Origin of the sequence: Caballeronia sp. LZ019 (genome assembly GCF_031450825.1) — a bacterium.
GTDB lineage: Bacteria > Pseudomonadota > Gammaproteobacteria > Burkholderiales > Burkholderiaceae > Caballeronia.
The window spans coordinates 523,619-550,095 of sequence record NZ_JARTVZ010000001.1 but is presented as its reverse complement, the minus strand read 5'-3'; the positions used below and the strand labels follow the sequence as shown (position 1 = coordinate 550,095).

Below are 26,477 nucleotides of genomic sequence, written 5' to 3'. Positions count from 1 at the left end.
ATACGAACCGTCAAGCAACCGGCAATGCGCTCAACTTGCCGACAGTATCGGCACAAGCATGCGCCGCCTCCCGCCCTTTCACGAGAAAGTGCTCGCGAAAGAACCCGACGTGCTCCTCACCGTGATGGAAGTGATGCGGCGTCAAAACCGCCGAAAACACCGGCGTTCCGGTGTCCAACTGCACCTGCATCAAGCCATTGATGACAGCCTGCGCGACGAACTCGTGCCGATAGATGCCGCCATCGACGACCAGCCCCGCCGCGACAATCCCCGCATACTGATCGCTCGACGCAAGCCGCTTCGCATGCAGCGGAATCTCGAATGCGCCGGCGACTTCGAAGAGATCGATATCGTCCCTCGTGTAGCCGTATTGCTGCATGGCTTCGAGAAAAGACGTCTTGCATTGATCGACGATATCGCGATGCCAGCAAGCCTGGACGAACGCAATGCGAGGACGGTTGGAACGGGTAGCGGATACCGCTTGTGATTCGATGATATTGGGTGCGTTCATGGACTTCAGCCTGTTTTGTGTGAACAGGGCGAAGGACAACCGCGCCCTTGCACGCTGAAAAGCGCGCACGTCGGGCGTGAAAATGCTGGCTGTCCTGTTCTCTTTCATCCGGACTATACCGTCGGCCCCGGAATCCAACCGGGTCTGCTGACCTCGTTCGATGCAACTTGCCTGCGCACCGATGAGCGCTCGCGGGCTACGTCGCGTGACTGAACATCACGACGATTACCGCCGGTGGGGAATCACACCCCGCCCCGAGAACGTGTCCTCCGTGGTGTCGAAGAACGAAGGTACGGTATCACGAAACATGCGGCGTTCGCATAAACACCGCTTCGTTATGCGGGTTTCCGGCGATTTCAGCATTGGTCCATTCGACGCTGCTCGGCCGGAACGATGATCGCCTTCTCGAAGCAGCGCGCATCGGGTTGATGAACGTAGATGCCGTACGGGCTCGTCGCCTGAAAGCCGTTGCGCTCATAGAACGCGATCGCCTTCCGGTTGACGGCCCGCGTTTCGAGCAGAAACTTGTGATAGCCGACCGCAGCCGCTTCGGCTTCGAGTTGCGCGAGGAGCGCGGTGCCTACGCCGCATGTGTCCGGACGGCTGTAGAGTCGCTTGACTTCGGCGACACCGTAATCGAAGCGACGGAATGCGCCGCAACCTAGCGCGATCCCTTGTTCGTTTCGCGCGACGAGGAACGCGCCTCGCGCGGAGCAGACGTCCTGCAGACAGAAGCGCGATTGGCCGCTATCGCCAGAGAAGACGGCGAGCATGGCGCTGAGTTCATCGAGAAGCGCCTGTGCGTCCTTCGACCACGGGTCTTCGCGTTGGACAAGGATGATGGTTCCTGATGGCGTCACGGCGTTCGCTCCCTATCTGCGGTGTTATGAGTAGCTCGACTGAAGTCGAGCAAACCGCAGACCAGCGGACACACGCGGCGTCGAACGTGCGTTCGTTATAAAGGCGGGCTACGCCGTGTACCTTTGCGAGGCGGGTGTCGGCAGCTGTTCGCCTTCGATAAACGCGGTGGCCGAATAGACGGCGAACTTGAACGCGCTCTCCTCGTTGGCGAACACGCCCAGATCGCCAAGCGATGTCAGGTGGCCATCTTCTTCGAGAATCGAGGCCTTGGCCATGAATGCAGTCCCCACGCGGGAGACGAAGGGCTCGAAGGCCGCGCCTCGGTGATAGATGATCATGTTGTCCCTCCCAATCGTTGGCGGCGCGGCCCATACCGGCGCAATCTGCAGGGTTCGTTAGGCCGCATTCTATGAATGGTCCGAAAGCCCGTGGGATGTCCGTATTCCGTGACTTGCGGACGCGGTGTGCAGGTTTCGAAGAGTCACTTATGCCCGCAACTAACTGTCCCTCGCAATAGCGCCTTCCGATCAGGCGCACGAAATACAGAAGAGACTCAGTAGAGAAGCTCTGGCTTGCAGAAATCACCGGTGCAACGGATCAATTAACGCTCAAGCTGATTTGCTTACGTCAAAGCATTCGTTTGCGGAGTGCGAGCCGGTCACTAGCATGGTGCTTCGAGGGCGATGTCGTCCGCGATCGTATTCAAGCAAGGAAACGCCTCATGCGATACAAGGGATATGACGTTGCACCATCCGCGCACGCGCTGCCGAGCGGCTTGTACGCGGCCAACCTGATCATCGAGAACAGTACGTCGGCGCGCGGCGCATCCTTCACATTCGATGCGCTCGATTACTTCTTCGAGGCCGACCACGCAATCGCGTATGCAGCGCGCTGGGCGCGTCTATGGATCGACCAGCGCAGTCACTCCGCGCGCCGCGATTCGTGACGCGGCGCGCGCTGCACGGCGTTCACGCGAGGCCGGGCGGCGCGGCTCTCGCGACATCGACATGCTTGGGCAACAAGCCGAGGTCCAGGAACGTATCGGCAATCTGCTGTTGTTCGCCGATGATCTCTCTCGTGATCGCCTCCGTGCCGAACACCTGGCGGCTGACCGCAAGATCGACGACGAGCTTCGGCAGACCCCAAAGCCGCGCGAGTTCGCCCGAAAGCGCGTCGGGATTCTGCTTGCCCCATTGATCGACCGCCCTGATCTCCTCGATGACGACGCGAATCACATCGGGATTCTTCGCCACGTAGTTCTGCGACGAGAAGTAGTACGCGCGATTGCCGACGACGCCGCTCGCATCCGCAATGATGCGTGCATTCAGCGTCTTTTGCGCGGCGGCGAGGAACGGGTCCCAGATGACCCAAGCATCGATCGATCCGCGCTCGAAGGCGGCGCGCGCATCGGCAGGGGGCAGGAAGGCCAGCTCGATGTCCTTGTATTGCAGGCCGTGCTGGCGCAGCAGCTTGACGAGAAAGTAGTGCACGTTGCTGCCTTTGTTCAATGCCACGCGCTTGCCCTTCAAGTCCGCGACCGTCTGAACCGACGATTGGGCCGGAACGAGCACGGCCTCGGACTTGGGCCGCGTCGGCGTGGCCGCGACGTAGGTGAGCGGTGCGCCGGCAGCTTGCGCGAAGATCGGCGGTGCTTCGCCTACGTCGCCGAAGTCGATGGAGCCCACGTTGAGCGCCTCGAGTTGTACGGGGCCGGCGGAGAACTCAGTCCAGCTCACCGATACGCCAAGCGGGGCAAGCCGCTTTTCAAGCGTTCCGCGTCCTTTCAGCAGATTCAGATAGCCCTTCTGGTTCCCGACTCTCAGTACGCGCGACTGGCCTTGGCCGGCTTGCTGCGCGAAAGAAGCGGGAACGGCCGCGAACGTCGCGGCGGCCATCGCAGTGCGGGCGGAGAGAGATAAGAACGCGCGACGGTCGGTGGTTTTCTTGGCTTCTGACATGAGGAAATCGGCGCTTTGGCAATTGAAAGATTTCAGATGCTAAAGCGCCCGGACCTGCGGGCAAACGTAGGAATATGCATAACGCTATTGTGCGTGGCGTCATATGCATTTCGTTTGCGCCGCTTTGTCGCCCGTAGTGTCAGCGGACTCGGGTGCGATTGAGCAGGATCAGGGATACGTCCGCATCACCGCTTGCTCAGGCTCTAGCTGATCGGTGCTGGCCTCCCAGACCTCGCTGCGCTTCTGACTCACTTCCAGCGCCCTCAGCGCATTGTCCCAGCTGAAGCGCGCCGCATCCTTCAGCGCGGCGGCATGAAGGCTTTCCCAGGCTTCGCGAGTGCTGGCGCGTTCAATCTGTTCGATGAAATCGTCAGCCGTGTAGTAGATCGAACTATCATCGAGCGCCGCATCTCTTCGCCAGGCCGGCGTAAGCACAGGTACGCCGTAAGAGATGTACTCGAGATGCTTGGACGAGAAGCTATGCTGCCGCAGTTCGTCGTCACTGATGGTGACAAGACCGAACTGATAGTCCGCGATCACATCGATGGATGGCGCATATCCCTTGTAATTGATGCCGAGCGACGCGTCGGGCTCGGGGCCGCCATACACGTCGAGCTTCGGGTATAGCTTGCATAGCCGCGACAGCAGCGGGAGATTGACCCAATAGCCGCCGAGATAGCCCAGGAATATGATGCGCGGCTGCTCGCTATACCGGGCCAGCTTCGTTTTCTCATGCGTGCCGTAGGTGATCGGCAGAAAGTTGCTGCCGTCGTATTTCTTCTGCCGGACATAGTCGGCGTAGGTGTGCCAATGAAAAGAAAGATAATCGGCGGCGGTATAAGACGCCACTTCCACATCGCGCAGCTTCTCGTATCCGGCCGGCGTCAGTTCGCCGCCGAAGAGCATCTCTTCCGCGAAAGGGGATGGCAGGTCGAGGATCTGCACATCGGCGACACGCTTGCCGAGCGTCACCGTCTGATCCATGTTGCTTTCGCAAATGAGCAGATTGAAATGGCCTCTTGCGCGGAGCGTCTTCCCCAACACTTTGCCGCGCAACATCATGATGCGCCAGAGTAGACCCGATGTTGCGGACAGGCACGCGGAACCGCCCATCTTCACCGCGACAGCGAGCAACGCTTCGTGCAGATACAACTGGAGCTTCAAGGGATGCAAAGCAGGAAGAAGCCGACGCACGCCTGTCTTCGCAAGACGCGATAGCTTGCCGGAATCGAAGCGGAGCACGGAGGAGAAACCGTTACGCTTGAGGTAGGCTTCGAGCTCCTTCGGCTTGATGCCGTTAGCGAAAGCATCCTGCGAACAGATGATGACCGCGCGTTTTTCTTGTGTCATGGAAATATCCTTCATTCGCTATCGACGTGACGCAAACGAACTGCCATGAAGCGCGTCAGCCAGCCAGATCGGCCCGGATCATCACGCAATCCGTCTCGACCAGCCTCGGAAAGTGGCCGGCGTTGTTCGGTACGAACGCGCTGAGCAGAAAGCCGCATCGCTCGTATTCGGTCAATGCATCGCGGAAATCGACGGAGTCCGTATAAAGCTTGTTGATGGCGAGTTCGCTCTGAAGTCCGACGAAGCTGCGCATGACATCGGGCGATGCCTTGACTATCTTGACGTCGAACCCTTGCGTGTCCATCTTGAGGAATGGACGCTCGAAGCCATGTTCGTGTCTCAGCCGCCGATATACGGTTTCCAGGCGCTCGGTTCTGACCGTGACGACATGAGAAACGGAGTTCATCTCTTCAAATAGCGAGACTTCGTCGTGCCTTGGGGCGCTCAGCGAACTGAATTGACTCGACCGCATGACGTTGAACTGCGCCTCTCCTTCTGTTTCGGAGATCGCCAGTTCGACTACCTCCCACTTGTCGTCTCCCTTTGCATGCTCGCGCGCGATGGCCGCGTCCTCAGGATTGGGCTCGAAGGAGAAAATCAGGCCGCCGTAACCGACCTTACGGCGGAGCATCGTCGCATACTGCCCCTGGTTTGCGCCGATGTCGAACACGCAGTCCACATTCAGGTAGGCGAACAGCTTTTCGAGGTGAGTCGTCTCCCAATGCTGATAGAGATTTCTTCTGTCGATCAATGCCAGGTTCCTGACATACGAGAGCGCTCGCAAGGGATCGGATAAAGCCCGCTGAACAGCATCGGCATGCATGAAAACCGTACCTCGCGTTAGTAAGGACAACCGGATGACGCTGCATTACGCGGTAGCATAATCGCGATCGGGATTAACCGCATCAGAAATCATTCAGCTTGTCACTTCGAACGCTCGTTCGCACGCGTGTCATGCGCCACCGCTTTTCGAATAATCCCCCCGTCGGATTCGATTCATGAAACGACGCACTCTGCGCCGTTACCCGAAGATGTATGGAAATAAGGACTACCGCCGATAGACGCGAGAGATCGCTGTCGTGCCGAGCGGCGCGATGTGCCCCGACATGGCCGTGATTGGCGGGGACAGTCCGGCATCTGGTGGCCCGGATGGCGAATCACGATGCGCCCGCGCCGCGATTCGACACACAGCGGCTGACGAAGGTGCGGTCACGATCGTCAGCATACGGAAACGCTCAGACCGATACGCCCGCCGACTCCAGCACGAAACGCAGCCCGAAGAAGCATAACGACGAGCACAGCGGCAGCGCAAGCAGCGCGGAGCCGTAGCGAAGGCGAATCATGCAAGCCGACCACCACAGGTGCAGTGCATAGTCAGGGAATGCGGAAAACCCGCGTCTGATGGTGTTCACGATCGCTCCACGACAATTTCGAGGTATTCGCTCGGCAGCACGAGCGTGGCGTCGCCCGAGCGGTTACGGCTCTCGATCAGCATCGTCAGGTCGCGGATGAACGCCTCCTGCCGCTCGCCTTCGAGTGCGGCGAACGCCTTGTTCATCGGCCCGTAGTAAGTGCGGAAAACGTCCATGAAATGCGCGGGCGACCTGTAGCGGAACGTGAAGTCGCGGCTCGTCGTATGGATGCTGCGCGCACGGCCATCGAAGAGTTCTTCCAGCCGCGCCCGCGTGCCCCATAGCGCCGGCGATTTCATTCCCGGGGCTGGCGGAATGTACTGGCCGATCGTCTTGAAGACCTGACCGATGAAACTCTCCGGTGTCCAGTTCGCGAGGCCGATCTTGCCGCCCGGCTTGCACACGCGCGCAAGTTCGTGGGCCGCGCGCTGCTGATCCGGCGTGAACATGACGCCGAAGGTTGAACATCACCACATCGAACGATGCATCCGCGAAGGGCAGCGCTTCCGCGTCCGCTTCCTGGAACTGCACGCTGAGACCTTCGGCAGCGGCGCGTGCGCGGCCGGCTTCGAGCAACGAGGGCACGTAGTCGGTCGAGGTCACATCGCACCAGCGTCGCGCGGCGGCGAGCGTCGCGTTGCCGTTGCCCGCTGCGACATCGAGCACGCGGCTGCCGGCGCGCACGTCGAGCGCTTCGCAAAGGCTTTCTCCAACGATCTGTAGCGTCGTGCCCACGACGGCATAGTTGCCCGTCGACCAGGCGGCTTGCTGGCGGACCTTGACGGCGGCGAGATCGATGGCGGGCGAGAGAGCGGATTCGACAGCGGACATAACAGGCTCCTGATAGGCGGACAGTACGCGAACGGCATGAATGCGCGATGCATCCGTGTTGCACGTTCGATCGGCGCCGCGACACTGCGATACGAATGGGCCCGCGCGGCAATCGGGCACATCGCAATCGAAACTATGAATCGCGGTACGCGATGCGCATATCGTCCATGAGACGTGCGGCTTCCTCGCATCGCGCGTCGCCGAGGATGGACGCATGAACGTCGACGAGACCGAGCCTCGGATGCTCGGTGAACAGATAGCCGCCGCACGACCTGCACCAGTGACGCGAGTCGCGCGGACTCGTTCTGTAAGCGCCGATGTCATCGATGCCGCGCGTGACGTGCAACGCGTTACGCGTCCAGAGCACGAATGCGTCGAGGGGCACGATACGTCCTTGATAGCCGACGCCCGCGGGTTCGCCGTTCAGCGTGAAGCGCACGCCGCCGCAGATGCATCGAGCGCGATAGACGTCGGGATGATTCACATCGGCCTCCGGTGGTGGCGTGCTTCAGAGTTCGTTGTTGCGGGTTCGTGTGAGTGCTAGTATCGGCACGCAAGCCGAATCAATGAATGACTGCGCGTCCAGAAGTTTTGTGAAGGACGCCAGATTTGACGAGCGAGCATCATGGATGCGCTATCGAACGTTCTTCGTCTCGTGCGGCTCAGCGGGGCGGTTTATCTAAACGGCGACTTCACAGCGCCGTGGTGCGTGGTCGGCCAGGCTTCACAGGAATTGAGCGCGACGTTCCTGCCTCGCGCCGAGCGCATCGTCTCGTATCACCTCGTCACGGAAGGAACCTGCTGGGCTTCTCTCGTCGATGATCCCTCATCCGCAATCCGCGTCGATGCCGGCGAATTGCTCGTCGTGCCGCAAGGTGAGCCGCATCTGATGGGCAGTTCGCTTTCGATCACGCCTGCGCGTTCGGAAGAGATGATGGCGCACTATCTCAAGACCACGCCCGGCGAAGTGATGAAGCTGACGTATGGCGGCGGCGGCGAGCCGCGCACGCGGGTGATATGCGGCTTTCTTGCGAGTGACGACACGTTGACGAACCCGGTGTTATCGGTCTTGCCGCGTCTGTTCAAGGTAGATATGCGAAATGATCCGCGCTCGGCGTGGCTGGAATCGTCGTTGAGCCTGGCGACGGTCGAGGCGGCCGAATGGCGCGTGGGCAGTGCGATCGTGCTTGCGCGTCTGTCGGAGTTGCTGTTCGTCGAGGCGGTGCGGCGTTGCATCGATGCGTTGCCGGCGGATCGCAAGGGCTGGCTCGCGGGCGTCGGCGATCGCTTCGTGGGCCGTGCGCTTGCGATGCTGCACGCCCGGCCGGAGCATGGCTGGACCGTCGATGAGCTGGCGCGCAAGGCGGGCCTGTCGCGGTCGGCGCTCGCTCAGCGGTTCACGCAATTGCTCGGGCAACCGCCGATGCAGTATCTTGCGCGCTGGCGGTTGCAGATTGCAGCGCAGGAATTGCGTAACGGCACGCGGTCGATCGCCGGGATTGCCGAGCATGTGGGCTATGAGTCCGAGGCCGCGTTCAATCGCGCGTTCAAGCGGGAGTTCGGGATGCCGCCGGCGGGGTGGCGGCGGAATTCGAAAGCGTTGAGCGAAGGTCCGGTTGCGTCGGACGGCGCCGCGGTCGAGCTTTCTCTGCCACAGACGTTGCGCCAGCGATCGTCTGACGAAGTTGTTCGGGGCTAGACTCTATTTCCCTCGTCCTGGGCGGGGCGCCTGCAAGCCGGCACGAACAATCCGGCACGCGGCGTGCTAAGCAAAAGACTCCCAAAGAGAGCCTCCCATGACCACCGCCCCCACCGCGCCGGCGCTCGACACGACAGCGCCAGAACCGCAGCACGTCCGCTGCACCCTGACGATCAACACCCAAGAACGAGTATTCGACATTGAACCCTGGACGACATTGCTCGACCTGCTGCGCGAGCATTGCCAGTTGACGGGAACGAAGAAAGGCTGCGATCACGGCCAATGCGGCGCGTGCACCGCGCTGGTCGACGGCCAGCGCATCAACACGTGCCTCGCGCTGGCCGCGTCCTACGATGGCTCGTCGATCACGACGATTGAAGGCCTCGCAAGCGCCGACGAGCTGCACCCCATGCAGCAGGCATTCATCGACCACGACGCCTTCCAGTGCGGCTACTGCACGCCAGGCCAGATATGCTCGGCCGTCGGCATGCTCGCCGAAGGCCACGCACACGACGTCGCCGACATTCGCGAGGCGATGAGCGGCAACGTATGCCGCTGCGGCGCCTATCCCAACATCGTGCAAGCAATCGTCGAAGTCTCGCGTTCGCGTGATCGTTCGCATGAAAAGAAGGACCGGTCATGAACCGATTCTCCTACACACGCGCGGATGACATTGCTTCCGCGCTGAACGCCCACAACGCACCGGCCGCCGCCTTCCTCGCCGGCGGTACGAATCTCGTCAACCTCATCAAGGAAGGCGTTGCGCGCCCGGATAGACTAGTCGATATCCGCCGTCTGCCGATGAAAGCCATCGAAGCAGCCGATAACGGCGGCATGCGTATCGGCGCGCTCGCCACGAACAGCGCCGTGGCCTACGACGAACGCATCCAGTCGCGCTACCCGTTGCTCTCGAAGGCGCTTCTCGCCGGCGCGTCCGCGCAGATTCGCAATGTCGCGACCGTCGGCGGAAACATGCTTCAACGCACGCGCTGTCATTATTTCTATGACACCGCGACGCCCTGCAACAAGCGCGAGCCGGGCGCCGGCTGCGGCGCGATGAACGGCGTCAATCGCATTCACGCGATCCTCGGCGCGAGCGAACACTGCATCGCCGTGCATCCGTCCGATATGTGCGTCGCGCTCGCGGCACTGGATGCTTCCGTCCTCGTGACGAGCGATAGCGGCGATCGCACGATTGCATTCGACGAATTTCACCGGCTGCCCGGCGATACGCCGCAGAAAGACACGAACCTCCGCGACGATGAAATGATCCTCGCCGTTGACTTGCCCGCCGAAGGATTCGCCGATCATCACGCTTACGTGAAAGTGCGCGACAGGGCATCGTATGCGTTCGCGCTCGTTGCCGTGGCGCTTGGCCTCAAGCTCGATGGCGACCGCATCGACGATGTGCGATGCGCGCTCGGCGGCGTCGCGCATAAGCCGTGGCGTAACCGCGATGCCGAAGCCGCCCTGCGCGGCAAGACGCTTACGCGTGCGGCGGTGCGTGACTTTGCGAGCGCGATGGTAAGCGACGCACGCGGCCGGCCCTGCAACGCATTCAAGATCGAACTGACGACGCGCGCGATCGTGCGCGCCTTCGAACACGCATCGGGAAACAAGCTGGCCGCAAGCGAGGACGATCCGACATGAACTCCACGACCGCACTGGAACGCATCGCGGCGCAGGCCGCGCAATCGAGCGGCAAGCCGGTCAATCGCGTCGACGGCAGAAAGAAGGTGATGGGCGAAGCTCGCTATGCAGGCGAGTTTTTCGCGGATGGCATGACCTATGGCTTCGCGCTACCGAGCCGCATCGCGACCGGACGCATCGTATCGATCGAGGCTGCACGCGCGCTCGAACTGCCCGGCGTGCTCATGGTGCTCACTCACGAGAACCGCCCGGACATGCCGCTTCACGACGATGCCTACAAGGACCAGTCCGCTCCCGGCGGCATGCCGTTTCGTCCGCTGTGGGACGATCGCATCTGGTATAGCGGGCAGCCTGTTGCGCTCGTCATCGCAGAGAGCCATGAGCTCGCGCGTCATGCTGCATCGTTCATCGACGTGACTTACGAACGCACCGATCACCGCACGGATTTCCGCGAGGCCGAGGCGGATGCCTATCCGCCGTCAACAGAAAAGGGCGGGTTCGAGCCGCCGCCCGCGCCACGCGGCGATGCGGACGCTGCGCTCATGGCCGCGCCGGTCAGCATCGATCAACGTTACTCGACGCCCGCCGAATATCACAACCCGATCGAATTGCACGGCTGCACGGTGATTCCGGAGCCGTCGGGCAAGTTCACGGTCTACGAAAAGACGCAGGGCGTGCTCAACACGAAGCAGTATCTGATGAAAGTGTTCGGCTTTGCCGACGACGAGCTCGAAGTGATCTCGCCGTTCGTCGGCGGTGCGTTCGGTTCGGGGCTGCGTCCGCAGTATCACCTGCCGCTCGCGGTGATGGCCGCGCGCGATCTCAAGCGCCCCGTGCGCGTCGTGCTGACGCGCCAGCAGATGTTCACGTTCGCGCATCGGCCGATGAGCCTGCAACGCGTCGCGCTGGCGGCAAACAAGGACGGCAAGCTGCAGGCGGTGATCCACGAGGCGGTATCGGAGACATCGCAATACGAGGACTATTGCGACGTGATGGTGAACTGGGCCGGTCAGCTCTATGCATGCGATAACGTCAGGCTCGATTACAAGGTCAGCAAGCTCGATGTGCCGACGCCCGCCGACATGCGAGCGCCGGGCGCGGCTCAAGCCCTGTTTCCGCTCGAAATGGCGATGGACGAACTGGCGGAATCGCTCGCTATCGACCCATTGAAGCTGCGCCTCATCAACTACGCCGAACGCGATGGCAACAAGAATCTGCCGTTCTCGAGCAAGGCGCTGCGCGAATGTTTCGAAGAAGGGGCCGCACGATTCGGCTGGGAGAATCGTCCGCTTGCACCGCGTTCCATGCGTGAGGATAACGAACTAATAGGATGGGGCGTTGCGACCGGCATATGGGACGCGATGCAGAACGAGGCATCCGCGCGTGCGGAGATAACGGCGGATGGCCGCGTGATCGTCGGCAGCGCGACGGCCGATATCGGCACCGGCACGTACACGGCGATGAGCCAGCTCGCTGCCGATGCGGTCGGCGTGCCGCTCGAGGCAGTCAACTTTCGCCTGGGCGATAGCCGTCTGTCGAAAGCGCCGCTGGAAGGCGGGTCGTGGACGGTATCGTCGGTGGGCAGCGCGGTGCATGCCGCCGGCGTGCGCCTGTGCGGCAAGGTCGTCGCGCTCGCACGCGAACACGGCGGTGCGGCATTCGCCAGCGCGCTTCCCGAAGCGGTGCGGATAGACGGCGATCATGTGGCGTGCGGCGATGGCGCTGAAGAACGTCTCCCGTTAGGGGAGCTGATGAAACGCGCTGGGCTGGACACCATCGATGCTCAGGTGACAGTGACGCCTCACGACAAGCAGCAGTCGTACTCGATGGGCACGCATTCGGCGGTCTTTGTCGAGGCGCGTGTCAACGAAGCGCTCGGCGCGGTGCGCGTGACCCGCGTCGTGAGCGCCGTGGCGGCGGGGCGCATCGTCAATCCGAAGACGGCGGCGAGCCAGGTGTCGGGCGGCGTCGTGTGGGGCATCAGCATGGCGCTGCACGAGAATGGCCAGTTCGATCACGAGCTCGGCCGGCAGATGAACCACAACCTGTCCGAGTATCACGTGCCGGTGAATGCGGACGTGCACGACATCGACGTGATATTCGTGGACGAGCACGACGATATCGTGAATCCGCTCGGCGCGAAGGGCGTCGGGGAAATCGGGGTGGTAGGCGTGGCGGCCGCAGTTGCGAACGCGATCTGGCATGCGACCGGCAAGCGCGTGCGGGACCTGCCAATCACGCTCGACAAGCTGTTTGCATGACGATGCGAACGGCCGTCCGATGCAGTCGCGGACGGCCGTTCTGAAGCAGCGCGCACAGCGGACGGCATAGCAACGCAAGCCGTCTCGCCCGAAGCCGGCATCTAAGCGAAAGGCCGATCACGCCTTGCCCAGCACCCCGAGCCAGGCTTGCCCGATGACTTCGTGCGCCGCATCCGCATTCGGCGGATGAAACGCGCCGGCGCGCACATCGCGATAAAGCCGCTCCAGCTCGTTGTTTCGCGACAGCGACGCTGCGCCCGCGATCTTCAGCGCGAGATTGACCACGCGCAACGCGCCATCCACCGCATGCTGCTTCGCCGCGAGCAAGTGCGCGATCCACGGATCGTCATCGGCATAGCCGTTCCACCATTGGTCCGCCGCACGCTCGACCAGCGCCTGAATGCTCGCGAGCTCGATCGCCGCCTGCGCGACGGCATGCTGCGTCAGCGGCTTGTATGCGAAGGTCTTGCCCCCAATAGCGGGCGAACTTCGCTGCTTCGCCGATTCGACGGCCACATCGAACGCGCGTCTGGCGATGCCGTAATACACCGCGCCCAGGCCGGGCAGCACCGCGCCGAGAATACCGTCGACGAACGGATCGTCAGGAATGCCAAGCGGAAGCACGCGGATGACCTTGTCGCGCGGCGCGATTGCGCCTTCGAGGAAGGTGTCGTCGCTGCGTGTGGCGCGCAGGCCGAGCGCATCCCATGTCTGCACCGTGCGATGCCCCGCTGCATCGCGCCGAATGAACGCATGCACGATCTTCGGCGCATGCGGGTCCGTTTCGTCGATGCCATGCACGCCGAGCCAGTCCCATGCGGGCGAAAGCGACGTGAATATCTTGCGGCCATCGAAGCGATAGCCGCCGTCCGGCAGCGGCGTCGCCTTCACCGATGACCATGCGAGCCCGAGATCGTTGCCCGGTTCGCCGTGACCTGCCGCGAAGACCTTGCCCGCGCCGGCTTCTTCGAGGATCCATTGTGCGGAGGTATCGCCACGGCGATAAAGATGCAGCGCCGCGCCGACCCAACAGAGATGCATGTTCAGCGCAAGCGCGGTCGATGGCGCACGCGCCGCGAGTCGCGCCTGTTCGCGAAGCAGTTGCGGGAGCGTGAGTCCGAGGCCGCCGAATTCGAGCGGCACGCTCGCACGCAGGAAGTTGGCTTCGTGAAGGTCGCGCAGGTCTTCGGAAAAGAAGTGGTTGTCGCGGTCATAGCTCGCGGCGCGCTTGCCGATTGCGTCGAGCAGTTCGTCCGAAAGCAGATGCGATGCGCCGCTTGCAGATGACGGCGTGATCGCCGGTTCGAGCACTGCGCTCATCGAGAGTCTCCTGTGCGGGGTTCAGGCAAGCGTCGAGAAATACTTCTCGTCCGGCACGACGCCCGTTGCAATGAAGATGCGATTGGTATGGTTGAACCACGATGCCGTTTCGATCGCTTCGAGAATGTCGGCATCGTCGAGGCCGAGGCGTCGCAATCGTTCGATGTGATGCGGCGTGATCGAACGCGGCGATATCGTGATGGTCTCGGCAATTTCGGCGAGTGCGCGCTGACGCGGCGAAAGATCGGCGAGGTGATGATCGAGCGTGATGCGCCGTGCACGCACGCGGTCCCGCAAAGCAGCGGCGAGCGCATGTGCATGATGAATCGTGCATAGCCCGCAGCCGTTCGTGCGCGATACGATCACCGCGATCAGTTCCCGTTCGTCGAGCGGCAGGCGCCCTTCGGTCGCGCTGAAAAGCTTCTCGAAATACTGCGTGAAGCGGCGTGCCGTCTCCGGGTTCACGGACAGCGCGCGAATCCAGTTGTCGCCGTCGTGCTTGTCGACGAGATCGCGGATATCGTCGCCGAGCGTGTCGTGATCGGGCACGTCGAGCCGTCCGATGACGTGAGCATCGGCGCTGAGGACTTCTGCCATGTCGCATTCCTCGTCTTGGGCGTTCGGGAAAGACTGCGATTCATTATGCGCAGCGTCCTCTGGCGCGATCCAATATCGATTTGCGATTTGCAAATTCGGCCGGCGCGACGAGTGGAACAGCGCGTTCACCGATTAGCTTATGAAAAATGGGTCGTACCGGTGACCGTGTTCGTGCGCTACCTTGAAGCACTTTCAGAAGCGACAGGAGAACCCGACGATGTCCACGCTCGCGCCCGAACAAGACACGCTCGCCGATGCCACCGTGAGTCGCGAGCCGATCTCGCGCTTCGTCGTGCCCGACGAAGCGCGCCTGCCGCCGCACGTCGCGTCGATTCATGCGCAATTCCGGCGACAGTATGGCTTCGTGCCGAACTGGCTTGCGGCTTTATCGGTGACTCCGGATACCGCTTATCGGCTCGTCACGTTCTACGAGCATCTCTTCGATCCGCATCGCAGTCATCTGACGGCGGCCGAGCGCGAACTCATTGCGGTGGTGACATCGGCGGCGAACGGATGCAGCTATTGTGTGTTCAATCACACGCAGGCGCTCGCGAACGTGACCGGCGATACGGTGCGCGCGCAGCGCATTGCGCAGGGCTTTCATCATGTGCGCCTCTCGCCGAAGGAAGCGGCCCTCGCGGAAGTGTCGGAGCGCGTGACGCGCGATCCGGCGAGCATCGGTGAAGACGACTTGCAGCGCTTGCGGGAGATCGGCTTCACGCAGCAAGCGGTCACCGAAGTGCTGGAAATAGCGGCTTTTTTCAATTACGCGAACCGCTTGACCATTGCGTTGAACGTGGTGCCGGACGATCGGTTCTTTACCGGGCGCGATCTGAAGACCGCGTGACTACGATGCATCCGATTCTGAACAGCTTGTTCCAGCGCGCCGAACGTGCGCGCGAGCGCCGCTTTCTGCGTGAAGCCAGACGCGCGATGAGCGGGTGCGGTTGCGCCGCTTCGAACCGCAACGACAGCGACAGCGAGGCATCCCGCGCCGAACGGCTTCGGTGCATCGCGCTCTTCGCGCAGGCGGGATACTTCAACATGACTTATTCCGCCGATTTCTTCGAGCCGCCGATCGAATAACGTGCGTCCGACAGTCATCGCGCGATCCGCAGCCTCGATGCATCGTCCGAGACGTCACGCAAGTGCATGCGCCAATGCTCCATATAACGATACAGCGCGCTGTCGAGTGTCGGAAGGACGGCTGCGCGGTCGCTCGTCAACGCGCTGTATGCAGGCCGCGCCGCCGCGAACTTCATCTCTTTGGCAGTGCGCCTGCTGATGAGATCGGCGTTCAGGTTCGCGATGGTCGCGGCCTGAATGGCGAGGTCCGCCCACGTCACGGCGCCGCGATTGCTCAGATGAAGAATGCCCGCTTCGGCGTCGATGAGCAGGTCGAGGCAAGCATGGACGAGATCGGGCGCGTAGGTCGGCGATATCGTCAGATCATGCGCCGCGGCGAAAGGCCGGTCCTGCGATAGCGCCTGCAGCGCGCCCAGAAGGAAGTTGCTGTCGTCCCAAGGCCCGAAGAGGCCGCTCGTCCGCACGACGAGTGCATCGGGGCAGGCACGCAGCACACTGGCTTCCGTCTGAGCCATGATGCTGCCGTAGCAGTTGACCGGCGATACATCGTCGGTCTCGACATAGGGACGCGCGCGCAGGCCGTCGAACACGTAGTCCGACGAAAACATCACATAGCGGATCGAACGTTTGGCGCAAGCCATGGCGAAGCGGGTTGCATGCGCCATCATGCGACGAAGCTGCTCGCCGCCGCCACGCTCGGCTTCGTCCACGTCGATGAGTTCGCCTGCATTGATGATGGCCCAGGGCGAATGCCTGTCGATGAGGCGATCGATCGCACCTGCATCGGCGCCGCGCATGAAGTCCGACGGAAGCCGCTCGTATCGCAAGTCGCGCTGCGCGCATATTTCCTCGAACGCTCGACCGAGCGGACCGCGACCGATGATGAGTATCGGCGGTGCGGTTTCCGGCGCGATCTTCGGCCTCGCGTGCAGCGAGACGACGCCCGACGCATCGTAGACGACCGGCTCGCAAAGAAAGCGCCCCGGCCTGCGCCACCATCCGGTGCCGTGCAGCACCGGATGATCGTGTGCTCTCCCTGCAGCAAGATCGCGCATCAGCGCGGCGAGTGCCGTCTCGCGCGGTGTCGTGCCGCGCACATCGAACGGGCCGGACTCATAGTAGCCGCGATCGTCGGTGACGAGGCAATTCCAGTCGTATGACCCGAGCAGTGCCCAGACCGTCACCGCGCGGATGTCAACGCCTTGCTCGCGTGCATCGCTTGCCGCGGTCCATATCTCATGCAGCCAGCGCATCTGATCCTGACGCGTCGCGTCGATATGCGCTTCCGTGATCGCAAGCGGCCGCTCGTAGCGCCGCCATGCCTCGTCGATCAAAGCCCGGATGCCGCCTGTCGGCCCTGCGAGGACGCGCGCGGTTTCGATATCCGCAAGGCGATGCCCGTACCAGTCGCAACGATAAGCCTCGGGATAATTCTCGGCGCGATCGTCGAGCCATCGCTCGCTGGTGATGTAGTAGTTGATTCCGATGATGTCTGGCGGACAGGGATTGTCGGCCAGCCAGAGAACCTCGTCTTCGGCGATGCCCGCGTCCATGAAGTATTGCCACAGAGGATGGCCCGGCACCACCATGCCGCACAGCAAGTCCCACGAAAGCCAGCGCCGTTCGTTGTAGAAATCGACGAGCTTCGCCATCGCAGGCGTGCCTTGTGTCTTGCCGAGATCGTCCGTCTGCACGAGCTTCGCGCGCGGGTTGAAGGCGCGGATCTCTCGCATGGCACACACCGTGGCTTTGCATTGATTGATCAATGCCTGCAAATAGGTTCGGTCATCGGTGCCGTGCGGATGCCACACGCCATAGAGCCCGCTGAAGCGCGCCGTGGTGTTCGGCTCATTGACGGGCGTGTAGTACTCGAGCCACGGATAACGCTGTGCGACCGCACGTGCGAATTCCGCGAGACGCTCGACGAAATCGGGGTCCAGCAGTCCACCGGGCAAGGGGCCGCTGCCGTGGTGCAGAAGCCCGGCGATCGGCTCGACGCCCAGATCGCGCAGTTCAGGCAAGCGCGCGTCCAGCCACGACCAGTCGGCTGCTTCGATGCCGGACGGAGCGGTTCGCTCCCACAGCACCGGGTAACGCAACGCCTCGATGCCCAATGAGGCGAAGCGTTCGAGGTCGCTCTCGCGCGTTGCGTGGCCATTGCGGTCCAACTGACTGAAGAACCTGTCCCGCACGCGGTTGATCGTGCATTCCAGCCCGCCCCATAGCACCAGCCTTTCTTCCATGTCTTTGCACTCTACGTTGATTTAACGCGACGCATCCCTCTGAGCAGTTCATATGCCTTTGCTTCGAACTGGCGCTTCACTTTTCGTCGAGCCGTTCGGGAACGACGATTGCCCATCGTCGAATGGAACCCTCCGATGTGCTCGTGTCTGCCCGGTTCTTAGTTGTTCGATGGAATGCTTCGCGCAATCGTCGTCGTTGTGGAAGCAAAAGGCAACCGGCTCTCAGGAGCGCTGAAGGTCCAACGTTGCACGTTCGGACACAGGCGGAATTGCGGGTCGGGTGAGAATTAACCGCCATGCGTATGAACGGAGGCCTTCCTTGCCCCAGTCGCTAGCCCAACAACAAATCGTGCCTGACGTTGCCGAGTCCGGCGGTGGTCATCGTCCGTCGAATGTCGTTCGCCCGCGCATCGTGCCGGCGAGATCGGGACTGCCACGGACGGTACTGTGCCTGTCGCACTTGCGATGGGACTTCGTGTATCAACGGCCGCAGCATCTGCTCTCGCGGCTCGCAAAGCATGCACGGGTGCTGTTTTTCGAAGAACCCAGACGTATCGATGAGACGCGGCCCCGGCTCGACGTGCATGCCGCCGGCGACCGAATACAGATTCTCACGCCCTGTCTGCCTGCCGGCCAGACAAGCGAACAGGACGAAGAATCCCAGCGCGTATTGCTCGACGAATATCTCGCGCTCGAAAACGTGCAGGATCTCGCGCTCTGGTATTACTCGCCGATGATGCTCGCGTTCACGGACCATCTCGATGCGCGTCTCGTCGTTTATGACTGCATGGACGAACTGTCGGCCTTCAAGAAGGCGCCGCCGCAGCTCTCGCAACGCGAGGCGCGTCTCATGCAAAGAGCGGACGTGGTATTCACCGGCGGGCAAAGCCTTTACGAATCCAAGCGGCGGTTTCATCGCAACGTTCACGCTTTCCCGAGCAGCGTGGACGTCGCGCACTTCCAGAAGGCCTGTGAAGGGCATGAGGAACCGCACGATCAGGAAGCGCTGCCGCGACCGCGCATGGGCTTCTATGGCGTGCTCGACGAACGCTTCGATACCGCATTGCTCGGCGAACTGGCGATTGCGCGGCCTGACTGGCAGTTCATCATGCTCGGCCCGGTCGTCAAGATCGATCCCGCCGATCTGCCGCAAGCCCCGAATATTCACTACCTGGGCCAGAAAACCTACGACGACTTGCCGCGCTATCTCGCGGGCTGGGACGTCGCGCTCATGCCGTTCGCGCTCAACGAGTCCACCCGCTACATCAGTCCGACGAAGACGCCCGAATATCTTGCGGCAGGACGTCCGGTCGTGTCGACACCGATTGCGGATGTCGTGTCGCGTTACGGCGATACGGGCGTCGTGCGAATCGCTTCCGATGCGAGCGGCTTCGAGCGGGCTATCGAGGAGGCGTTGATCGATTCGGCAGACCGCTCCGCGTTCGTTGCTCGCGCGAGGGCCGTGCTTGCAGGGATGTCATGGGATAACACTTGCGCGGCGATGCTGGCGGAGGTCCAAAAATGCGCACGCTAGACAGTACGAATCAATGGTCAGGTTCGGGCCAGAAGGGCGGCAGGGGCTTCGATTACCTGATCGTCGGCGCGGGGTTCGCCGGTAGTGTGATGGCCGAAAGACTGGCCGCGCAATATGGCCAGCGCGTGCTGGTCGTGGACCGGCGTCCGCATATTGGCGGGAACGCCTACGACGAGTACAACAGCGACGGCATCTTGATTCATCGCTATGGGCCGCACATCTTTCACACGAACGCGCAGCGTGTCGTCGATTATCTTTCGCGATTCACGCAGTGGCGACCGTACAGGCATCGCGTACTGGCATCGGTCAACGGCATGCTCGTACCGATGCCGATCAACCTGACTACGCTGAACATGCTGTATTCGATGAACATGTCGCCTGAACAGGCCGAGGCTTTTCTGGCGGCGCGCGCCGAGCCTGTGGCCGATATCAGAACGTCGGAAGACGTCGTGGTCAGCAAGGTCGGGCGCGAGCTCTACGAGAAATTCTTTCGCGGCTATACGCGCAAGCAATGGGGCATCGATCCATCCGATCTGGATCGGTCAGTGACGTCGCGCGTACCGATACGGACCACGGCCGAAGACGGATACTTCAACGATGAATTCCAGTGCATGCCGCTCGAAGGCTATACCCGCATGTTCGAGAAGATGCTTTCGCATTCGAACATCGAAGTGCGTTTAGCAACCGACTATAAGGACGTGCGCGAGCAGGTTCGATACCGCCGGCTCATCTACACCGGCCCGATTGACGAATACTTCGACTACTGTCTCGGCAGGCTGCCGTATCGCTCGCTCAAGTTTCGGCATGAAACGATCGACGAGGCGCATTTTCAATCGCTTGCCGTCGTGAACTATCCGTCGGAGGATGTGCGGCATACGCGCATTACCGAGTACAAGTATCTGACGGGCCAGACGCACGCCAAGACCAGCATCACATACGAGTATCCGAGCGACGAGGGCGACCCGTACTATCCGATCCCGCGGCCTGCGAACGCAGAGCTTTTCCGGCGTTATCAGGAACTCGCCGACGCAAAGCCGGAGGTGACGTTCGCGGGAAGGCTCGGAAGCTATCGTTACTACAACATGGACCAGGTCGTCGCGCAGGCACTGAGCATGGTTCAGCGGATCGCCGAAAAGGAAGGCATGAAGCAGGCCGCGTAACACTCAACGATGCCGGCGTGCAACGCGCCGGCATCGGTCATCTTTTCCATATCGCCTTCCGGCGGCCGGCGTGCTGCGAGCCACCAGCGACGCGGTAAATAATTCTCCTAAATAAAAACCCCTAGAAATCCTTGCCAATTGCTCGGCGATGCGAATACACTTTGCTCCCGCGCGATCGCTAGTCGGAAATGCTGATCGCCTTCCCTAAGGGATCGGCAGGTTTTACCGGACGCCAGCGCCGGCACCAATCTTCCCAGCCTGATCCCCGTTAATCGATTGTCTCCGGCCTCAAGCCGGTCCCAGCGCGACGCTTTCGCGCGGGGACATCCACGAGTACACGCAAGACCATGTTGAAGCACGAGCAGGAAATGCTCCTCTTTGTAGCGTTTCAGGGAGCGATTGGCACGTTGGCCGCGTTTATCGGCTATTTCGTCGTTGGTGTCGACGACATTAACGCGATGTTTCGCTTCACCGCGTACATGCTGAGCGACGCCAGCGGCTGCGCGCTCTTCGTTTATCTGCTCGGCCCGTATTTCGGCTTGACCGGGCGCCGCCTCATGCGACTGAGCTTTTTGATTCCGGGTGCGCTTTTGCTGACCGGAAACGAATCCGTTCCGATGATGGCCGCTGTCTATGGCCTTTTCCTCGGGCTCACATGGAGCGCGCGGTATTGGCTGGAAATGAGCGTGCTGAGCGACGCGGAACGCGACAGTTATGCGTCGCGTTCAGGCGCGCTTGCAGTTGCCGGGGGCATCGTCGCAACGCTCGTTGCTACGCTTTTCCTCGCGAAGACCGGCAACAGCAGCCATGCACTTTACAAGCTGTATGGCATGGTTTGCATCGGAGCCGGCCTGATGCTCGGACGCAACGTGACCGAAGCGCCGATGGTTCCCGCGAAGAATCCACTCGCGGTCATCGCGCAACCGGAATTTCGCAACTGCCTGCCGCTGTTCTTTCTCGAATCGGGCTTGCTTGGCGTCGGCGGCGCAGTGGGTTCCGTCGGGGCGGCGATGTCGCTCGGATCGGCGAGCGATCTCGGATGGGTTTCCAGCGTCGCCGGCCTCGCCGGTGCGGCTGCGCTCTATGTCACGCGCAAGAGCCGCGGCGTGCATAACCGTTCGGGCTGGCTCGGCTGGTCGTGCTTCGCGGTGGCGATCTCATTCGTCCTCCTGGGCGCGAGCGCGTGGCTGCCTGCACTGTTCGTCGCGCATTCGATCCTCCGATCCGCTGCGGGGCCGTTCCTTAACGCCAGTGAGCATGTACTGAATCAGCGCGCGCTGGACATTCGCGGCGAACTCGTGGATCGCATCGTGGCACGCGATCTGGTGATGTGGGTCATGCGCATGGGTTCCCTGCTCACGTTCTGGTGGTTGTCCAACGCGATGTCGCCGGCGCACTTGCTGGAGATCGGCTCGGCCATTCTCGCGCTCGGTGCGGCGGCCGAGTATGCGATCGGGCAAGCGTGGTTTGCAGCCGACGCGCGCACCCCGCGCATCGGTGCCGCGAGCGCCCGGCAATCCAGCTGATACCCGCGAAACTGCACGGGCTTGCGGTCCGAAACAGGCGTTTTTCGGACCGCGTCATGGAATCGCTTTCAACGCTTCTTTTTCGCTCGCCGCCGTATAGTTAAGTGACCTGAAGGACGGGCAGGCAAGCGCTTCGCCGGTCCCTTGAACTAGGTCTATCCCTAATGAAGGAGACGCGCATGAACCAGGTGCATGCGGACTATCGGGGCTTCGTCATCACACCTTTGGCCGCATTCGACGACGGCCTCTACACGTCGATGCTCATTCTGCGCGACAAGGCCGGTCGTCAGCGCGCGACCGGCATGCTGGGGCAATTCGCATCGGCGAACGAGGCGTGTCAGTTCGCGCTGGCGGTCGGGATGGAAGAAATCGATCGCCAGATGGCGCTATCTTCCGATTGACTCAGCGCTGTTTCGTGCCTCAGCGCCCGAGCCCGCTCGCTGCGATCTGCGCCTGCACGTACTGCGCAAAGAGCGCGTGCATGCGGGTCGTGGGGTGCAGTTCATCGGCGAACATGTAGGTCTGGTCCGCATTCGACGTCGTGTAAGTGGCGGGCGAGCAGAGCAGCGACGTATCGCGCGGTGTCTTCGACGGATCGCAGGCCTGGCCCGTATTCGACACGGCAAAGCCATTGGCCTGATAGTTCGCGATGGTCTGCGTCGTCCATGTGTACGCATCCACGAGGATGACCTTGCCTTGCACGCCGTTGGTCTGCAACGCGGCGTTGAGCGTTGCGTTGAAGAGTTGCGAGAGCTGCGTATAGTTCGCGCCGCCATCGGCGGACCGGATGCCTTTCGGCGACAAGCCGATGTTCGGCAAATTCACTAGCACCACATGCGTCGCCCCGCGCTGCACGATCTGCGCGACGAGCTGCGCGAGCGTCGTAGCTGCCGTCTCGACGGTGCCGTTGGCGGCAGGCGGGCTGCCTGCGCGGAGCACGTCGTTCGACCCGGCCCAGACCAGGACGAGCTGGTTCGCATTGAAGCTGCCGTGCGTGGCGACATAGCTCGACAGCTGTTGCGTCACGGGCATCTGAATGTCGCCGATCACATCGGTCAGGTATTGATACTGATCCGCGGGCGTGGCGACCGTCGAGCCGCCTTGCGCGTAGTCGAGACCGCTTTGCGCGCGTAATTGATGACCCAGATCGATCGTATAGGCGGGCGACAGCGTATCGCCGTAATACTGCGCGACGTCCTGCGCCCACACCTGGCCGGGATTGGTCGTGAAGCGCCCGCCGCCGACGACGCCGGCAATCGGGGCGTAGGTGCCTGCGTCCGAGAGACTGTCGCCGAACGCCACGACTTGCAGGCGGATGCCGCCTGCGGGCCCGGACGGGTTCACGGGATTCGAATCGTTTCCGCTTCCGCATGCTGTAAGCACTGCAATCAGCGCAGCAAGAATTGCAGAACGGATAAGGGATGTGACTGCGGCGCGATGCATCGCTTCTCCATGCCGGGGCGGTCGACCGGTCGAATGTGTTCAGGATAGTCGTCGATGGGCGGTGCTTCGCTCAGGGACGCGAGGTTGGGATAAGCAAGAAGAGTGCGATGTTGACAGGGCTTGAGGACGACCGCGCGTTCGTTCTTTTGTGGCCCTCGATCGCGAAGCGCTTAGCCGGCGATTCAACCATCTCGCTTGCTCCTCACATCCTTGAATACCGGCATCGCTGACAACACATTCGGCCATCCCGCATGGAACGCAAGCTGAGTCAGCACTTCCGACGCCTCCATCCGAGTCAAAACATTGTCCATCGCACGATTGAGGTGATACGGATTCTGCGCGACCTGCCGTTCGCGACGAGCGCACTGACTGCGACGAGGCTCCTGTCGCGCGGATGTAGTGAACGACGCCGGGTGCAACTTCGCCGAAATTGCTATGGACCGTCTGCGCGCGTTGCTTCTCAGGAGCTTCGTCGAGCGGAAGCAAGGCCACGTCGGCAGATGGCATCCTGCTTGTGTCCACGCCACGCCACGCCACGCTCGTCGAAAACCGTGCTCACGACACGTTTCGATCACCTCCCATCAAGCAGACTGCGTATCTTCTGTTCGGTTTGTGCGTATTGCCCTTCGCCGAAGTGGCTATAAACGAGCTTGCCGTTCTGATCGATCAGATACAGCGCAGGCCAGTACTGATTGCCGTACGCGCGCCAGGTCGCGAAACCATTGTCCTGTGCGACCGGATACGTAATGCCGTTGCGGGCGATCGCTTTCTTCAGATTGCCGGTGTCTCGTTCGAACGCGTATTCCGGCGAGTGCACGCCTACGACGACGAGCCCCTTGTCGCGATACCGCGCATCCCACGCCTTGATATAGGGCAGCGTATGCGCGCAGTTGATGCAATCGAAGGTCCAGAAATCGACGAGCACCACCTTGCCGCGCAGCTTCGCAAGATCGAGCGGCGCGCTGTTGAACCAGTTGTCGATGCCCCGAAAATTCGGCGCATCCGCACCAGTCGCAATGGCGGCGGGCGCAAGCGCCGACACGCTCCCGGATGCAAAGGCCGCAACACCAGCGGTCGCTGCAATTCCCACGGCGACGGCTGCAATCCTGAGACGATTCAACATGACGACCTCCTCGGTGATTAACGATGGAGTGCATTGAAGCGCCCCGGTGTATCGGCACTGTGTCGGCGATGGAAGGCGATCGCGTCAACGTGTATCGGCGCCTCGCGCAGATACATTGCGATACACAACCACAGCACTGCGGACATTCACGCGATACATGGGAGCCGTGAAATAAGGGCCATCGCTCAACCTCGTGGAGACTCTCGTGCTACTCATCGTCATCGCGTTTCTTGGCGGCGCTTTTACCGTGCTGAGTCCATGTATCCTGCCGGTCGTGCCGTTCGTCTTCGCGCGCACGGACCGGCCTTTTCTTACCGATCGTCTGCCGCTTCTGGCGGGTCTCGCGGGCACGTTCACGATCGTCACCGGCCTCGGTGCCGCGGGGCTCGCAAGCGCCGCGCAATTGAGCCAGTATGGCCGATGGATCGCGCTCGCCACGTTTGCGCTTTTCGGCGGATCGCTGGTGTTTCCGTCGATCGCAGCGCGCATCGCGCGTCCGCTGTCGTCGATTGCCGACCGGATCATCGCGCGTTCCCAGTCGCAACTCGCGTCGCGCCGCATTCTGTCCGCAACGCTGCTCGGCGCGGCCACGGGCCTGCTGTGGGCGCCGTGCGCGGGACCGATCCTCGGCGCGATCCTGTCCGGCGCGGCGCTCGATGGCGCAACGTGGACGACCGGCGCCGCACTCGCCGCGTATGCGAGCGGCGCGGCGGTTGCGCTCGCGGTGGCGTCGTCGCTCGGCAAGCGCGCGCTCGATGCGCTCAAGCGTTCGTTCGGCATCGGCGAGCACGTGCGCCGCGCGATGGGCGCGCTCGTGTTGCTGACCGTTGCGGCGATCGCATCGGGCGTCAACACGCGCGTGCTCGCTAGCGTGAAGGGCGTATCGACGGATGGCATCGAAAGCAGGCTCGTCGGCCTGGCTTCCGCAATGCCGCCGAAGCCGCCATCGACCTTGCCGGTGGAAGGCAAGCTGCCCGCCCTCGATGGCGCGACCGAATGGCTCAACACATCGCCGCTTTCACGCGATGCATTGCGCGGCAAAGTGGTTGTCGTCAACTTCTGGACGTACTCGTGCATCAATTGCCTGCGCACGCTTCCTTATCTCAGGACATGGGCGCAGCGGTACGGGAACGACGGGCTCGTCGTGCTCGGCGTGCATACGCCCGAGTTCGGCTTCGAGCACGACACGCGCAACGTGAAGCGAGCATTGCGCGATCTGAACGTGTCGTATCCGGTGGCCGTCGATAACGACTACCGCATCTGGCAAGCGTTCGGCAATCGCTATTGGCCGGCGTTCTATATCGTCGATGCAGAAGGGCGCGTGCGGTATCACCAGTTCGGCGAAGGCGGCTATGACGAGGCCGAAGGCGTCATTCGTCAGTTGCTCGGAAAGACGCCGGGCGCAACGAATGATGGTGCAGTGGCGGCGAGCGGCGCACAAGTGGCCGCCGATGTCGCGCAGGTCGCATCGAACGAAACGTATCTCGGCTATCGCGAGTCGCAAGGACTCACGCCTGCGCAGCGCATCATCCAGAACGCTTCGGAAACCTACGCATTACCGAAACAGCTTGCGCTCAACGAATGGGCCTTCGGCGGACAATGGACCGTCGGCGCAGAAGCCGCCGTTCCCGCCGCACCGCACGCGCGCGTCGCCTATCGCTTCCATGCGCGTGACCTGCATCTCGTGCTCGCGCCCGCCGGCGATGGCAAGCCGGTACGCATTCGTGTCACGATCGACGGCAAGCCGCCGGGCGCATCGCATGGCGCGGATATCGATGCGGACGGCAACGGAACCGTTACCGCCGCGCGTCTCTATCAGCTCGTGCGGCAAAGCGGTCCCATCGTCGATCGCACGTTCGGGATCGAGTTTCTCGATGCCGGCGCGCGGGCCTACGCGTTCACCTTCGGCTGA

General features: G+C 62.0%; 27 protein-coding genes, 1 pseudogene and 1 riboswitch. Of the genes and pseudogenes, 12 read left to right on the top strand and 16 right to left on the bottom strand.

Annotation, left to right across the window (positions count from 1 at the left end; translation table 11 throughout):
- Window positions 1-10: 10 nt before the first annotated feature.
- The 3 genes from P9255_RS02400 to P9255_RS02390 all read right to left on the bottom strand — a co-directional run bounded on the left by P9255_RS02400 (window position 11) and on the right by P9255_RS02390 (window position 1,710).
- A complete protein-coding gene (locus tag P9255_RS02400) occupies window positions 11-511 on the bottom strand; it encodes a 6,7-dimethyl-8-ribityllumazine synthase (RefSeq protein ID WP_309768696.1) in 501 nt (166 codons plus the stop codon).
- Between the two features lie 92 nt (window positions 512-603).
- A riboswitch (FMN riboswitch) is annotated at window positions 604-777 on the bottom strand.
- 90 nt (window positions 778-867) lie between these two features.
- The gene (locus P9255_RS02395) at window positions 868-1,371 is read right to left on the bottom strand and encodes a GNAT family N-acetyltransferase (RefSeq protein WP_309768695.1); all 504 of its coding nucleotides are present in this window, start codon (window positions 1,369-1,371) and stop codon (window positions 868-870) included.
- A 108-nt stretch (window positions 1,372-1,479) separates the two neighbouring features.
- The gene (locus P9255_RS02390; protein WP_309768694.1) at window positions 1,480-1,710 is read right to left on the bottom strand and encodes a hypothetical protein; all 231 of its coding nucleotides are present in this window, start codon (window positions 1,708-1,710) and stop codon (window positions 1,480-1,482) included.
- Between the two features lie 383 nt (window positions 1,711-2,093).
- Here P9255_RS02390 and P9255_RS02385 point away from each other — a divergent pair, with 383 nt between their 5' ends.
- Window positions 2,094-2,318, top strand: coding sequence for a hypothetical protein (locus P9255_RS02385; RefSeq protein ID WP_309768693.1), 225 nt, complete (start codon window positions 2,094-2,096; stop codon window positions 2,316-2,318).
- Between the two features lie 22 nt (window positions 2,319-2,340).
- Here the strand turns inward: P9255_RS02385 and P9255_RS02380 are convergent, their stop codons facing one another.
- From P9255_RS02380 to P9255_RS02355, 7 genes and pseudogenes are all read right to left on the bottom strand, one after another.
- Window positions 2,341-3,330: a sulfonate ABC transporter substrate-binding protein gene (locus tag P9255_RS02380; protein WP_404980233.1), complete on the bottom strand. Its 990-nt coding sequence runs from the start codon at window positions 3,328-3,330 to the stop codon at window positions 2,341-2,343.
- A 168-nt stretch (window positions 3,331-3,498) separates the two neighbouring features.
- Window positions 3,499-4,695 (bottom strand): hypothetical protein, encoded by a 1,197-nt coding sequence (locus P9255_RS02375; RefSeq protein WP_309768692.1) that lies wholly within the window; start codon window positions 4,693-4,695, stop codon window positions 3,499-3,501.
- A gap of 40 nt (window positions 4,696-4,735) precedes the next feature.
- Window positions 4,736-5,503 carry an FkbM family methyltransferase gene (locus P9255_RS02370; protein ID WP_309789101.1) on the bottom strand — a complete coding sequence of 256 codons (768 nt, stop codon included), beginning with the start codon at window positions 5,501-5,503 and terminating at the stop codon, window positions 4,736-4,738.
- A 412-nt stretch (window positions 5,504-5,915) separates the two neighbouring features.
- The gene (locus P9255_RS02365) at window positions 5,916-6,092 is read right to left on the bottom strand and encodes a hypothetical protein (protein WP_309768690.1); all 177 of its coding nucleotides are present in this window, start codon (window positions 6,090-6,092) and stop codon (window positions 5,916-5,918) included.
- Window positions 6,089-6,541 carry a hypothetical protein gene (locus P9255_RS27260; protein ID WP_404980245.1) on the bottom strand — a complete coding sequence of 151 codons (453 nt, stop codon included), beginning with the start codon at window positions 6,539-6,541 and terminating at the stop codon, window positions 6,089-6,091. Before P9255_RS27260 ends, P9255_RS02365 begins: the two co-directional genes overlap by 4 nt.
- A gap of 10 nt (window positions 6,542-6,551) precedes the next feature.
- Window positions 6,552-6,923, bottom strand: a pseudogene (locus P9255_RS27255) (class I SAM-dependent methyltransferase); the annotation flags it as partial.
- A 133-nt stretch (window positions 6,924-7,056) separates the two neighbouring features.
- Entirely contained in the window at window positions 7,057-7,407 is a 351-nt protein-coding gene (locus tag P9255_RS02355; RefSeq protein WP_309768688.1) for a hypothetical protein, read from the bottom strand.
- Between the two features lie 141 nt (window positions 7,408-7,548).
- On the opposite strand from P9255_RS02355, the gene P9255_RS02350 reads away from it, so the two are divergent.
- From P9255_RS02350 to P9255_RS02335, 4 genes are all read left to right on the top strand, one after another.
- Window positions 7,549-8,622, top strand: a complete 1,074-nt coding sequence (locus tag P9255_RS02350) for an AraC family transcriptional regulator (protein WP_309768687.1) — start codon at window positions 7,549-7,551, stop codon at window positions 8,620-8,622.
- A 97-nt stretch (window positions 8,623-8,719) separates the two neighbouring features.
- A complete protein-coding gene (locus P9255_RS02345; RefSeq protein ID WP_309768686.1) occupies window positions 8,720-9,265 on the top strand; it encodes a 2Fe-2S iron-sulfur cluster-binding protein in 546 nt (181 codons plus the stop codon).
- Entirely contained in the window at window positions 9,262-10,272 is a 1,011-nt protein-coding gene (locus tag P9255_RS02340) for a xanthine dehydrogenase family protein subunit M (RefSeq protein WP_309789100.1), read from the top strand. The genes P9255_RS02345 and P9255_RS02340 overlap by 4 nt, the downstream gene beginning before the upstream one ends.
- Window positions 10,269-12,533, top strand: coding sequence for a xanthine dehydrogenase family protein molybdopterin-binding subunit (locus P9255_RS02335; RefSeq protein WP_309789099.1), 2,265 nt, complete (start codon window positions 10,269-10,271; stop codon window positions 12,531-12,533). Before P9255_RS02340 ends, P9255_RS02335 begins: the two co-directional genes overlap by 4 nt.
- Before the next feature lie 117 nt (window positions 12,534-12,650).
- Here the strand turns inward: P9255_RS02335 and P9255_RS02330 are convergent, their stop codons facing one another.
- Both P9255_RS02330 and P9255_RS02325 read right to left on the bottom strand, forming a co-directional pair.
- Window positions 12,651-13,853, bottom strand: a complete 1,203-nt coding sequence (locus P9255_RS02330) for an acyl-CoA dehydrogenase family protein (RefSeq protein ID WP_309768682.1) — start codon at window positions 13,851-13,853, stop codon at window positions 12,651-12,653.
- Window positions 13,854-13,874: 21 nt separating this feature from the next.
- Window positions 13,875-14,450, bottom strand: coding sequence for a peroxidase-related enzyme (locus P9255_RS02325; RefSeq protein ID WP_309768681.1), 576 nt, complete (start codon window positions 14,448-14,450; stop codon window positions 13,875-13,877).
- 217 nt (window positions 14,451-14,667) lie between these two features.
- On the opposite strand from P9255_RS02325, the gene P9255_RS02320 reads away from it, so the two are divergent.
- Both P9255_RS02320 and P9255_RS02315 read left to right on the top strand, forming a co-directional pair.
- Window positions 14,668-15,297, top strand: a complete 630-nt coding sequence (locus tag P9255_RS02320; RefSeq protein WP_309789098.1) for a peroxidase-related enzyme — start codon at window positions 14,668-14,670, stop codon at window positions 15,295-15,297.
- The gene (locus tag P9255_RS02315) at window positions 15,294-15,536 is read left to right on the top strand and encodes a hypothetical protein (RefSeq protein ID WP_309768679.1); all 243 of its coding nucleotides are present in this window, start codon (window positions 15,294-15,296) and stop codon (window positions 15,534-15,536) included. The genes P9255_RS02320 and P9255_RS02315 overlap by 4 nt, the downstream gene beginning before the upstream one ends.
- A 14-nt stretch (window positions 15,537-15,550) precedes the next feature.
- Here the strand turns inward: P9255_RS02315 and P9255_RS02310 are convergent, their stop codons facing one another.
- Window positions 15,551-17,779: a family 1 glycosylhydrolase gene (locus P9255_RS02310; RefSeq protein ID WP_309768678.1), complete on the bottom strand. Its 2,229-nt coding sequence runs from the start codon at window positions 17,777-17,779 to the stop codon at window positions 15,551-15,553.
- Window positions 17,780-18,128: 349 nt separating this feature from the next.
- Between P9255_RS02310 and P9255_RS02305 the strand changes: the two genes are divergently transcribed.
- The 4 genes from P9255_RS02305 (at window position 18,129) to P9255_RS02290 (ending at window position 22,400) form a co-directional block, all read left to right on the top strand.
- Window positions 18,129-19,313, top strand: coding sequence for a glycosyltransferase family 1 protein (locus P9255_RS02305; RefSeq protein ID WP_309768677.1), 1,185 nt, complete (start codon window positions 18,129-18,131; stop codon window positions 19,311-19,313).
- Complete coding sequence (gene glf / locus P9255_RS02300; protein WP_309789097.1) at window positions 19,301-20,473, top strand: UDP-galactopyranose mutase; 1,173 nt, start codon at window positions 19,301-19,303, stop codon at window positions 20,471-20,473. Before P9255_RS02305 ends, glf begins: the two co-directional genes overlap by 13 nt.
- A gap of 368 nt (window positions 20,474-20,841) precedes the next feature.
- The gene (locus P9255_RS02295) at window positions 20,842-21,999 is read left to right on the top strand and encodes a hypothetical protein (RefSeq protein WP_309789096.1); all 1,158 of its coding nucleotides are present in this window, start codon (window positions 20,842-20,844) and stop codon (window positions 21,997-21,999) included.
- Window positions 22,000-22,178: 179 nt separating this feature from the next.
- Window positions 22,179-22,400, top strand: coding sequence for a hypothetical protein (locus tag P9255_RS02290; RefSeq protein ID WP_309768674.1), 222 nt, complete (start codon window positions 22,179-22,181; stop codon window positions 22,398-22,400).
- A gap of 19 nt (window positions 22,401-22,419) precedes the next feature.
- On the opposite strand, the gene P9255_RS02285 is transcribed toward P9255_RS02290, so the two are convergent.
- The 3 genes from P9255_RS02285 to P9255_RS02275 form a co-directional block, all read right to left on the bottom strand.
- The gene (locus tag P9255_RS02285) at window positions 22,420-23,442 is read right to left on the bottom strand and encodes an SGNH/GDSL hydrolase family protein (RefSeq protein ID WP_309768673.1); all 1,023 of its coding nucleotides are present in this window, start codon (window positions 23,440-23,442) and stop codon (window positions 22,420-22,422) included.
- Window positions 23,443-23,624: 182 nt separating this feature from the next.
- Window positions 23,625-23,732 carry a hypothetical protein gene (locus P9255_RS27250; protein ID WP_404980244.1) on the bottom strand — a complete coding sequence of 36 codons (108 nt, stop codon included), beginning with the start codon at window positions 23,730-23,732 and terminating at the stop codon, window positions 23,625-23,627.
- Window positions 23,733-24,013: 281 nt separating this feature from the next.
- A complete protein-coding gene (locus P9255_RS02275) occupies window positions 24,014-24,565 on the bottom strand; it encodes a thioredoxin family protein (protein WP_309768672.1) in 552 nt (183 codons plus the stop codon).
- Window positions 24,566-24,770: 205 nt separating this feature from the next.
- Between P9255_RS02275 and P9255_RS02270 the strand changes: the two genes are divergently transcribed.
- Window positions 24,771-26,477: a cytochrome c biogenesis protein DipZ gene (locus P9255_RS02270; RefSeq protein WP_309789095.1), complete on the top strand. Its 1,707-nt coding sequence runs from the start codon at window positions 24,771-24,773 to the stop codon at window positions 26,475-26,477.

Excerpts from the sequence above, each read along its gene's own strand:
- P9255_RS02400 (WP_309768696.1), bottom strand. The coding sequence starts at position 511 with ATGAACGCACCCAATATCATCGAATCACAAGCGGTATCCGCTACCCGT.
- P9255_RS02390 (WP_309768694.1), bottom strand. The coding sequence starts at position 1,710 with ATGATCATCTATCACCGAGGCGCGGCCTTCGAGCCCTTCGTCTCCCGC.
- P9255_RS02385 (WP_309768693.1), top strand. The coding sequence starts at position 2,094 with ATGCGATACAAGGGATATGACGTTGCACCATCCGCGCACGCGCTGCCG.
- P9255_RS02380 (WP_404980233.1), bottom strand. The coding sequence starts at position 3,330 with ATGTCAGAAGCCAAGAAAACCACCGACCGTCGCGCGTTCTTATCTCTC.
- P9255_RS02375 (WP_309768692.1), bottom strand. The coding sequence starts at position 4,695 with ATGAAGGATATTTCCATGACACAAGAAAAACGCGCGGTCATCATCTGT.
- P9255_RS02370 (WP_309789101.1), bottom strand. The coding sequence starts at position 5,503 with ATGCATGCCGATGCTGTTCAGCGGGCTTTATCCGATCCCTTGCGAGCG.
- P9255_RS27260 (WP_404980245.1), bottom strand. The coding sequence starts at position 6,541 with ATGTTCACGCCGGATCAGCAGCGCGCGGCCCACGAACTTGCGCGCGTG.
- P9255_RS02350 (WP_309768687.1), top strand. The coding sequence starts at position 7,549 with ATGGATGCGCTATCGAACGTTCTTCGTCTCGTGCGGCTCAGCGGGGCG.
- P9255_RS02345 (WP_309768686.1), top strand. The coding sequence starts at position 8,720 with ATGACCACCGCCCCCACCGCGCCGGCGCTCGACACGACAGCGCCAGAA.
- P9255_RS02340 (WP_309789100.1), top strand. The coding sequence starts at position 9,262 with ATGAACCGATTCTCCTACACACGCGCGGATGACATTGCTTCCGCGCTG.
- P9255_RS02335 (WP_309789099.1), top strand. The coding sequence starts at position 10,269 with ATGAACTCCACGACCGCACTGGAACGCATCGCGGCGCAGGCCGCGCAA.
- P9255_RS02330 (WP_309768682.1), bottom strand. The coding sequence starts at position 13,853 with ATGAGCGCAGTGCTCGAACCGGCGATCACGCCGTCATCTGCAAGCGGC.
- P9255_RS02325 (WP_309768681.1), bottom strand. The coding sequence starts at position 14,450 with ATGGCAGAAGTCCTCAGCGCCGATGCTCACGTCATCGGACGGCTCGAC.
- P9255_RS02320 (WP_309789098.1), top strand. The coding sequence starts at position 14,668 with ATGTCCACGCTCGCGCCCGAACAAGACACGCTCGCCGATGCCACCGTG.
- P9255_RS02310 (WP_309768678.1), bottom strand. The coding sequence starts at position 17,779 with ATGGAAGAAAGGCTGGTGCTATGGGGCGGGCTGGAATGCACGATCAAC.
- glf (WP_309789097.1), top strand. The coding sequence starts at position 19,301 with ATGCGCACGCTAGACAGTACGAATCAATGGTCAGGTTCGGGCCAGAAG.
- P9255_RS02295 (WP_309789096.1), top strand. The coding sequence starts at position 20,842 with ATGCTCCTCTTTGTAGCGTTTCAGGGAGCGATTGGCACGTTGGCCGCG.
- P9255_RS02290 (WP_309768674.1), top strand. The coding sequence starts at position 22,179 with ATGAACCAGGTGCATGCGGACTATCGGGGCTTCGTCATCACACCTTTG.
- P9255_RS02285 (WP_309768673.1), bottom strand. The coding sequence starts at position 23,442 with ATGCATCGCGCCGCAGTCACATCCCTTATCCGTTCTGCAATTCTTGCT.
- P9255_RS27250 (WP_404980244.1), bottom strand. The coding sequence starts at position 23,732 with ATGGAGGCGTCGGAAGTGCTGACTCAGCTTGCGTTCCATGCGGGATGG.
- P9255_RS02275 (WP_309768672.1), bottom strand. The coding sequence starts at position 24,565 with ATGTTGAATCGTCTCAGGATTGCAGCCGTCGCCGTGGGAATTGCAGCG.